The sequence below is a fragment of the Nocardioides sp. genome, assembly GCF_034670285.1.
Taxonomy (GTDB): Bacteria; Actinomycetota; Actinomycetes; order Propionibacteriales; family Nocardioidaceae; genus Nocardioides.
In genome coordinates, this window is record NZ_JAXMNS010000241.1 from 1 (window position 1) to 5860 (window position 5860).

Annotated in this window: 6 protein-coding genes and 1 pseudogene; 3 read left to right on the forward strand and 4 right to left on the reverse strand. The window is 69.9% G+C overall.

Features of this window, described 5'->3' with window-relative positions; translation table 11 throughout:
- The 3 genes from VOI19_RS12585 to VOI19_RS12595 all read left to right on the forward strand — a co-directional run.
- A partial coding sequence (locus VOI19_RS12585) for an HNH endonuclease signature motif containing protein (protein ID WP_323793308.1) occupies nucleotides 1–487 on the forward strand: 487 nt, incomplete at its 5' end.
- Nucleotides 488–606: 119 nt separating this feature from the next.
- Nucleotides 607–1416, forward strand: a complete 810-nt coding sequence (locus tag VOI19_RS12590) for a septum formation family protein (RefSeq protein WP_323793309.1) — start codon at nucleotides 607–609, stop codon at nucleotides 1414–1416.
- A 31-nt stretch (nucleotides 1417–1447) separates the two neighbouring features.
- A complete protein-coding gene (locus VOI19_RS12595; protein WP_323793310.1) occupies nucleotides 1448–2281 on the forward strand; it encodes a septum formation family protein in 834 nt (277 codons plus the stop codon).
- 27 nt (nucleotides 2282–2308) lie between these two features.
- On the opposite strand, the gene era is transcribed toward VOI19_RS12595, so the two are convergent.
- From era to VOI19_RS12615, 4 genes and pseudogenes are all read right to left on the reverse strand, one after another.
- Nucleotides 2309–3244 (reverse strand): GTPase Era, encoded by a 936-nt coding sequence (era, locus tag VOI19_RS12600; RefSeq protein WP_323793311.1) that lies wholly within the window; start codon nucleotides 3242–3244, stop codon nucleotides 2309–2311.
- The gene (locus VOI19_RS12605; RefSeq protein ID WP_323793312.1) at nucleotides 3241–4014 is read right to left on the reverse strand and encodes a siderophore-interacting protein; all 774 of its coding nucleotides are present in this window, start codon (nucleotides 4012–4014) and stop codon (nucleotides 3241–3243) included. The genes era and VOI19_RS12605 overlap by 4 nt, the downstream gene beginning before the upstream one ends.
- A 21-nt stretch (nucleotides 4015–4035) precedes the next feature.
- Nucleotides 4036–5331 carry a cyclopropane-fatty-acyl-phospholipid synthase family protein gene (locus tag VOI19_RS12610; protein ID WP_323793313.1) on the reverse strand — a complete coding sequence of 432 codons (1296 nt, stop codon included), beginning with the start codon at nucleotides 5329–5331 and terminating at the stop codon, nucleotides 4036–4038.
- 8 nt (nucleotides 5332–5339) lie between these two features.
- A pseudogene (locus tag VOI19_RS12615) lies at nucleotides 5340–5860 on the reverse strand (FAD-binding protein); the annotation flags it as partial.

Below are 5860 nucleotides of genomic sequence, written 5' to 3' on the forward strand. Positions count from 1 at the left end.
CCCCGACAGCCCCCACGCCACGTTGGACAACATCGGCGGCGGAGACGTCCTGATCGAGCAGCTCAAGGACTGGTGCCAGACCGCCGGCACCACCGTCACCATCAAGCCCGTCATCGACCTCAACCAAGACATCTCCACGCAGGCCTACGTGCCGACCGCCAAGCTCGTCGAACAAGTACGCCTGCGCGACCAGTGCTGCGTCTTTCCCAACTGCACCAGACGTGCCGAGTACTGCGACCTCGACCACCGCGTTCCGTTCGACAAGCAGAACCCCTCCGCGGGCGGGAAAACAACGACGTCGAACCTCTCGCTCCTGTGCAGGAAGCACCACCGCGCCAAGACCTTCAGCGCCTGGGCCTACGACAGCCCGCACCCCGGGGTTTACGACTGGACCAGCCCGTCGGGTGAACGATTCCGAGTCGTCAGGGGCAGGCGGCACGGCCGGATGCCCGTCACCACACCCCTTGACGACCCACCCGAGCCCTGAGCACCACGCCCCCACACCCCGCTGCGACCAGCGGGGTCACAGGCACGTCCGAGCGTCGGTCGACGCTCGCTGCGGCCAGCGTCAGTCCGCACACGGTGCCGCCGGTAGCATCGGTCCACATGAGGCGAGGGGGCAACGGGGTGTGGCGCTGGGTGGTCTCGGCAACCCTGACGCTCGCACTCGTCGGGTGCGGCACGGCAGCCGACGACACAGGCTCCGGCGAGGGAGCCGAGTCGATCGACACCCCTCAGCTCGGCACGTGCCGCGCCCTCGAGCCGGACGACATCATGCTCACCCACGACGAGAGCGACTCGGTGCCGTGCGCCGGTCCGCACACCGCGCAGACCTACGCCGTCGGCACGATGCCGCCGACCTTCGCCGAGTCGGCCTACGACTCCCCCGAGGTCGGGGCCTACGCGTTCGACACCTGCACCACGCAGCTGCAGAAGTTCCTCGGCGGCGACGAGAGCGTCGTGATGCGCTCGATCTTGTCGTGGGCGTGGTTCCGCCCGTCCCCGAAGGCGTGGGCAGAGGGCCAGCGCTGGTATCGCTGCGACGCCGTCGGCGGGAGCGAGCAGAGCACCGCGTTGCTCAACCTCCCCGAGACCGCGCGCGGCATCCTCCAGGGCCGTCCCGACGACAAGTGGATGGCCTGCGTCGAGGGTTCCTCGGTCGACGCCGGCGAGAAGGTGCCCTGCTCCAAGACCCACGACTGGCGCGCGGTCACCACGATCAAGCTCGGCGAGCCTGCTGACGCCTACCCCGGCGATGAGCTCGTGGAGACCAAGACCCGCAACTTCTGCTCCGACTCCGTGGGCGCCTGGCTCAACTACCCGATCGACTTCGACTACGGCTTCACGTGGTTCCACGAGGCAGAGTGGGACGCCGGCAACCGTCGCTCCGTCTGCTGGGCCAAGACCAGTGACTGACCTGCGTCGGCTTCGACGTCGGACCGCTGCCATGGCCGTGGCCGTCGTCGTCCTCGCCACCGGGTGCTCCTCCGGCGGGCAGGGCGGGTCGGACGACGGAGCGGCACCCGGCGAGAGCGCTTCGGCCAGCCCGACGCCCTCGCCCACGCCGGCCCCACCGCCGCGGGCCACCGAGCCCGCGAAGCCCAAGAAGGACACGTGTCACCGGCTGTCCTTCTCGGAGGCCGTCGCTCCCACGGCCGACCTCGAGACAGTGGCCTGCAAGAAGGCCCACACCTCTGAGACGTACGCCGTGGGCCGGGTCGACAACGTGGTCGACGGCCACCTGCTCGCGATCGACTCCTCCCGCGTGCAGGAGCAGGTCGCCACGACGTGCCCCGGGGCTCTGCAGAGCGCCGTCGGCGGGACCCTCGACGACGCGCGCTTGAGCATGCTGCGAGCGGTGTGGTTCACCCCCACCGTCGAGGAGTCCGACGCCGGCTCGGACTGGTACCGCTGCGACGTCGTCGCCCTCGCCGGCGCTGACAAGCTCGTGAGCGTGCGCGGCTCACTCGCGGGCGCCCTCGACACCCCCGCCGGGCGGACGACGTACGGCATGTGTGGCACCGCCAGCCCCGACGAGAAGAGCTTCGAGCGAGTGCCCTGCAGCCGGACCCACTCGTGGCGCGCGATCTCGGTGGTCGGCCTCCCCGCGGGCGACTACCCGGGCGCCGACGCCATCGCCGACGCCGGCTCGACGCCGTGCCAGGACACTGCAGCCGACCGGGCCGCCGATCCGCTCGACTACGAGTGGGCCTTCGAGGGCCCCGACCGTGCGCAGTGGAAGGTCGGGCAGACGTTCATCCGCTGCTGGGCGCCGGACTGACGCGCCAGGCCCCGGTCACACACAGGGTCAGAAGCCGAGCTTGCGCAGCTGGCGCGGGTCGCGCTGCCAGTCCTTGGCGATCTTGACCTGGAGGTCGAGGTAGATCGGCGTGCCGAGCAGGGCCTCGATCTGGGTGCGCGCGGCGGTTCCGATCTCACGCAGGCGCGCCCCCTTGTGGCCGATCATGATGCCCTTCTGCGACTCACGCTCGACGTAGAGGTTGACGTGGACGTCGAGCAGGGGCTTGTCGGCGGGACGGTCCTCACGCAGGTTCATCTCCTGCACGACGACCGCGATCGAGTGCGGCAGCTCCTCGCGGGCGCCCTCGAGGGCGGCCTCGCGGATCAGCTCGGCGACGATGATCTCCTCGGGGGCGTCACTCAGGTCACCGTCGGGATAGAGCTGCGGCCCCTCGGGCATCAGTCCCACGAGGAGGTCGGCCAGCAGCTGGACCTGGTGACCCTCCTTGGCCGAGACCGGCACGATCTCGGCCCAGTCGGTCCCGGTCTCGACGCCGAGCTTGTCGATCGCGAGCAGGTGCTCGCCGAGCTGCTCGGGCGTGGCCAGGTCGGTCTTGGTGACGATCGCGACCTTGATCGTGCGCTTGACCTTGCCCATCTCGTTGACGATGAAGCGGTCGCCGGGCCCGATCTTCTCGTTGGCCGGGAAGCACACGGCCACGACGTCGACCTCGGCCAGCGTCGTCTTGACCAGGTCGTTGAGCCGCTCCCCCAGCAACGTGCGGGGGCGGTACAGACCAGGGGTGTCGACCAGGATCAGCTGGGCGTCGTCGCGGTGCACGATGCCGCGCACGACCGTGCGGGTGGTCTGCGGCTTGGACGACGTGATGACGACCTTCTGCCCCACCAGGGCGTTGGTCAGCGTCGACTTGCCTGCATTGGGGCGCCCGACGAACGAGGCGAACCCGCTGCGGTGGGCCGGTGCCGGGGTGTTCTCGCTCATGTGTCCCTCGCGTCGTCGTAGTCGGCCCAGATCTGGTCGTTGCTCTTGCCTGCTGCTCTGCCGGCCCGGTAGATCGGACCCGGGTCGACCGCACGCGGTTGTCGCACGGCGCCGCCGCGCCAGTAGCCCATCACGTCGTACGCCGTGCTGGGCAGCTTGCGGTCAGGCATCAGGTGCTTGCGGATCGCCCGCATCTGCGAGGACTCCCCCGCCATCCAGAAGTAGCCGTCGCCCTCGGGCCAGGCCAGGTCGGGCACCACGGACGCCAGCGCGCTCTGGCCGTCGCCGGGCTGCTCGAGCCACGACACGTCGTCGAAGTCCGCACCGAGGTAGTCGGGCAGGTCGTCGGGCACCTCGGCCCACACCTGGGTGGGCAACGTCGTCTCCTCGACGATCCGCGCCATGGCGGGCATCGCCGTCAGGTCGCCGACCAGCATCAGCCACGCGGCGCCGTCCGGGAGCACGAAGGAGCCCTTGGGCTCGGTGATCGTGCAGGTCTGGCCGACGCAGTCGGTGCCGGACCACTCGGTGACCAGGCCGACGTCGTGACGCACGACGTCGAGCGTGAGCTCGACGCCGTCCCACGAACGCACCGTGTAGTAGCGGCTCTGGAACTGTCCAGGCACGACCAGACCGACCCATTCGTCGGGAATCCCGGTGGACGTGAAGGCGGTCAGGCCGGGCCCGCCCAGCACGAGGCGCACGAGGTGGTCGGAGATCTCGACACGACGCAGCACCTGCGCGGTGTAGGTGCTGGCCCGGGTGCTCATCAGCGTGAGGTTACCGGTGCTTCACCAGCTGGGTCGAAGTGGGAACCCGTCGTGGCCGTCAGCGTCGACCTTCGCGCCGAGCACCTGCACCAGCTGCACCTCGTTGCGCTCGAAGCCGACCCGGCAGGCGGCCATGTAGAGCCCCCAGACGCGGGCGGTCCCGATGCCGACCTCCTCGACGGCGGCGTCCCAGTTGGCGACGAGGTTGTCGTTCCAGTGGGCGAGGGTCCGCGCGTAGTGCACCCGGAGGTTCTCGCTGTGCATCACCTCGAAGCCGGCGTTCTCCGCGGCCGCGATGATCGTGCCGCTGCCGGTGAGCTCACCGTCGGGGAAGACGTAGCGGTCGATGAAGGCCCCGGTCTGCTCGAGCCGGTTGTGGTGGCGCGTGATGCAGTGGTTGAGCAGGCGCCCCCCGGGCTTGAGCTTGTCGTGGAGGAACGAGAAGTACGACGGGTAGTTGCGGATCCCGATGTGCTCGGTGAGGCCGATCGAGCTCACGGCGTCGAAGTCGCCCTCGGGCACGTGCCGGTAGTCGAGGTGTCGCACCTCGGCGAGGTCCGCGAGCCCCTCGCGGTCCAGCATCTCCCTGGCGTACGACGCCTGCTCCTGGCTCAGCGTCACGCCCAGCACCTGCACGCCGTACTCCTTGGCGGCGTGCCGGGCCATGCCGCCCCAGCCACAGCCCACGTCGAGCAGACGCATGCCGGGCTCGAGGCCGAGCTTGCGCGCGACGAGGTCGAACTTCTCGAACTGCGCCTCCTCGAGGGTCGCGCCCTCGTGGGGGTAGACCGCGCAGGTGTAGGCCATCGAGGGCCCCAGCACCATCTCGTAGAAGGCGTTCGAGACGTCGTAGTGGTGGTGAATGGCTTCGGCGTCGCGCACCATCGAGTGCCGCAGGCCCTCCATCACCCGGCGCCAGCGCGGCAGGTGCTCCTGCGGCGGGGGCGGCGGCGGCTTGAGGTTGGAGAGCCCGAGCCCGCGCACGATGGTGACGAGCTCTGCCGCCGACGGCGTCCGGAACTTCGTGTGGTCCTTGATCTTCTGCATGGCCTCGTAGGGATTGCCCGGGTGGGCCCCGTGCACGAGCAGGTCACCGGCGACGTAGGCCCGGGCCAGACCGAGGTCGCCGGGCGCCGTGACGAGGTACTGCAACCCGCGCTGGCTGGTGAGCTCGAGGCGGATCTCGGCGTCCTCGGGCCCGGCCGAGCTGCCGTCGTAGGCGGTGAAGCGAACGGCCATCCCGTCGAGCATCAGGTCGGCGACGACGTCTCCGATCTTGAGCGTGCTTCTCGTGGTGGTCCTGGTGGCAGTGCTCACGGTGTCCCTCACTTCTTCCGGACGGTCTTGTCGAAAAGGCTGGTGAGTCGGTCGTCGGGGTCGTAGCGCTTCTTGACCAGCGCGAGCTCGGCGCCGCTGTAGAGGTCGTCGAAGGTGGCCCGGTCGTAGTAGGCCTCGGAGTAGAGCGACTTGTGCCCACCGAGGTCGTGCACCTTCTGCTCGATCGCGCGGTTGCGCGGGCCGTCGACGGCGTCCGGGCCGACGTGCACGCTGCCCCAGAAGCCGACGTTCACGTAGGTCTCCCCCGGCGTCAGCGGGTACGTCGTCCAGCCGCGTCCACCGACCGATCCGGTGGCGACCAGCGGGCAGAGCCAGACCGGACGCATCCCGACCTCGGCGTCGAACCACTCGAGGAACTCCGGCAGCCGCTCGACGGGTACCTCGACGTCCTGCACCACCCGCTCGCGCAGCGGCCGGCCCGCGCGGCGGTCGAGGCGGTCGGCGACGTCGAAGCGGCGATCGAGAGCCAGGAGCCGCATGTAGACGTCGGACCGACGCCGGCTCCGGG